The sequence below is a fragment of the Peribacillus psychrosaccharolyticus ATCC 23296 genome, assembly GCF_000305495.1.
Lineage (GTDB): Bacteria > Bacillota > Bacilli > Bacillales > DSM-1321 > Peribacillus > Peribacillus psychrosaccharolyticus.
In genome coordinates this window covers 1-2,945 of record NZ_AJTN02000083.1, presented here as the reverse complement: position 1 = coordinate 2,945, position 2,945 = coordinate 1, and the positions used below count along the sequence as shown (strand labels likewise).

The 2,945-nt window shown below is 33.3% G+C and carries 4 protein-coding genes; 2 read left to right on the top strand and 2 right to left on the bottom strand.

The features are described from left to right. Together WYK_RS25515 and WYK_RS05995 are read left to right on the top strand one after the other, a co-directional pair. A partial coding sequence (locus tag WYK_RS25515; RefSeq protein WP_040373656.1) for a hypothetical protein occupies positions 1–185 on the top strand: 185 nt, incomplete at its 5' end. Between the two features lie 252 nt (positions 186–437). Further along, on the top strand, positions 438–1,019 hold the full coding sequence (locus WYK_RS05995) for a recombinase family protein (protein ID WP_040373655.1): 582 nt from the start codon (positions 438–440) through the stop codon (positions 1,017–1,019). Positions 1,020–1,513: 494 nt separating this feature from the next. Here the strand turns inward: WYK_RS05995 and WYK_RS05990 are convergent, their stop codons facing one another. Both WYK_RS05990 and WYK_RS05985 read right to left on the bottom strand, forming a co-directional pair. After that, entirely contained in the window at positions 1,514–1,786 is a 273-nt protein-coding gene (locus WYK_RS05990) for a hypothetical protein (RefSeq protein ID WP_040373654.1), read from the bottom strand. 108 nt (positions 1,787–1,894) lie between these two features. Next, positions 1,895–2,785, bottom strand: a complete 891-nt coding sequence (locus tag WYK_RS05985; RefSeq protein ID WP_040373653.1) for a hypothetical protein — start codon at positions 2,783–2,785, stop codon at positions 1,895–1,897. Positions 2,786–2,945 lie beyond the last annotated feature (160 nt).

The window sequence follows — 2,945 nt, the reverse complement described above, 5'->3', positions numbered from 1 at the left end:
ACATTAATTTAGAAGATACTTCTGGTAATAAACTTAAATTATCTGTAGATGAGGAATTCCTAAATGAATTTAAACTATATTCTATGGAAAATAAAATAATTAAATTGCCTTTTGAACATGATCCAATTTATCTTGCAAGGAGAGATGACAGTAATCTCTCAAAAGTATCATTTCAAGTTTATTAATAATAGGAATTATAAAGAATAATATCTACTTAGGTTTTTTTGTTATCTGTATTTTTAATAGCCTACTCTCAACCTCTTTTATACCCTGTTCCCCCTATGGGGGGGGTATTTTTTTGTCCACTTTCTCCTACCTTTTTGGACAACAATTTCAAACCTTGATTTATCTAGCTTTGTAATGTCCATTTGACATGTCCAATATCTTTCAATAGAATAAAGATAGATTATAGACAGTTTCAATAGGGGGAAATACATATGACTAAAGTATATGGATATGCTAGGGTATCAACTGCTGACCAACACCTTGAGGCACAACTACAGGCTCTTAAACAGTCAGGGGCAGAGGAGATATACAAAGATAAAGCAACAGGTAATAACAGCAACAGGAAGGGTCTACAGGACTTATTAAAGGTCTTGCAGGATGGAGATACAGTTATCATTACAAAGATGGATAGGATAGCAAGGAATGTAAAGGAAGGTATTGCTCTGATTGATGAGCTGAATGAGAAGGGGATCAGACTGAATGTACTTAATATGGGTATGTTTGATAATTCCCCTACTTCTAGGTTAATAAGGAACATACTCCTATCTGTTGCTGACTGGGAGAGGGAAATGATATTAGAGAGGCAGAGAGAGGGCATTGCTGTAGCTAGAGCTAATGGAAAGTATAAGACTAAGCCAAAGAAGTACACTGACAAGAATCCTGCTCTATTACATGCTCTAGAGCTGTTTGCTGACAGAGCTAACAATAAAAAGACTGTCAAAGATATATGTCAGATTACAAAAGTGACTAGGTCATCACTTTATAGCATTGCAAAAGAGAGGGGCATCCTGTAGAGGGTGCTATTTTTTATGTGAAAATCTATTTTTTATATTACATCTACTCTGGATTTCTTGGGTGTTTTCTAGTCATACCTCTTGGTATCACTGTCTTTTGCTAAATATCAAAATCCAAGACAACAACTTTTATTGGATAATATCTAACTGTTAGAACAGCTTATATGTCTGCCCTAAGAGGCATCCAAGAGCCATGGCTAAAGCCAAGCCTCTACATCATTAATTACTATTATTGTTATTGTTGTATATACAATAGTGCTTATTATTATTGTTATTGTTAGGAGTTGAGCTTGCCTCAGCTCAGGAGGTGCTTTTCCTCCTATTACTTAGATATTTTATTACTTATCAAGATAAGAGAGAAACCCCTTGAAAACAGGTAATTAGGTTGTCATGTCCATATATAAAAGTGGTAATTAGGTTGACATGTTCTAGATTTATCTAGAGATTTATTGATTTAAAAGCAAAAAAAAGGAGTTGCTAAGCTCCCATACTAATTAGTTTATTTTTTTATTATCTATCATTTCCTCAGCAATATTTTCCTGTTTATTAAGGTAATAATACTTCTCTAGTACTTTTATTATTTCACTCATGACATTACTTTCTGTCAAAGCAAGATTTATAAGAAATTCAGACTGCTCTATGGTTCTGGCAAGTTCTTTACTAAAGAATGCACCCAAGTAAACCAAAGACACTTCCTCCATAGGCATCAAATCCTCATGCTCTTTTTTTAAGGATTCAAACTTATCATTCATTTCTTTACTGGTCATTTTTAAGCTCCTCTATATGTATTCCAACTAAAATTATAATATCTATTCTCTATTAGTTCTATGGTTGTTTATTCCAACAAAAAAAGAGAGAGCAGCTGCTCTCCCAAGTCACTTTTTATTAACTTTGTTATATTCCATTACAAATTCAATATAAGCCTCAACAGGTGGGTCTCCTGCTTTCCTCCAAGCAATAAAAGGATTTAACTTTAGAAAAGTATGCTTGCCTACTTTCACCCTAGCAAAGACTCTGAATTCCCTCAGCTCCCCCCTATACATACAGGGATAGGTAAGAGCTATTAATTTTTTATGAATGCTTTGCCTTTTGATACCCACACTAACTGCAAATTCATCTATAGCCAAAGGCTTAACAAAAGCCTCATCCATTTCTGAGGGGGTTTGAACAAGTATGTTAGAGTTATAGTGGAGGTGCTGTATTGCTTTATAGATTAAACCTACATCTCCTGAATTTACTTTCTCTTGGCTGTATACCTCTTGTAAGGTATTAATAAAGAACTTTACAGCTTTGTTAGTTTTTCTGTTTTTGTATTCTCCATGTAAACCTGTTTTAAAGCAGTATTTGTCATTAATGAAAAATGCAGTATATGTTTTCCCATACATCTCAACATCTTTTGTATAAATTAATTCAAGCTCTTCCAATTTAGCCTGTAGAGTTTTAAAAGTTCTAGAATCAGTTATTTTCAGTGCTCTCCTAATCTCCAGAGGTTTCATAGGTAACTTTGCATTTGGAAGTCTCAGCATGTTCTTATAGTCAACATAGGTCTGTAATATCAAGAACCAACCTAAATTTTTATTGTCTAATTTTGTTAGCTCTTTACCTTTAACCTCATCCATTTCAGCAAAGAAAAAAGGATTTTCTGATTTAGAAAGTCTTTCCTCTTTATCTTTAACTTCCTTGTAAGCTAATTGCTGTTCTACTGTTGTAAAGGATGCTAAATCATACTTTTCTCCTGTTTCTACGTCTACCATTATTCTGCTCATTATCAATTCACTCCCATTTTATACTGAAAGGGATTTATCCCTTCTCTTAAATGGGTGGCTATAGATTAATGAATAAAGTAATAGTAGCTAAAATTATTTATAATTACTTATCAAGAGTAAATCTCATATTGAGAAGTTATCTCCTATTTGTTTTGCTATA

Excerpts from the sequence above, each read along its gene's own strand:
- WYK_RS05995 (WP_040373655.1), top strand. The coding sequence starts at position 438 with ATGACTAAAGTATATGGATATGCTAGGGTATCAACTGCTGACCAACAC.
- WYK_RS05990 (WP_040373654.1), bottom strand. The coding sequence starts at position 1,786 with ATGACCAGTAAAGAAATGAATGATAAGTTTGAATCCTTAAAAAAAGAG.
- WYK_RS05985 (WP_040373653.1), bottom strand. The coding sequence starts at position 2,785 with ATGAGCAGAATAATGGTAGACGTAGAAACAGGAGAAAAGTATGATTTA.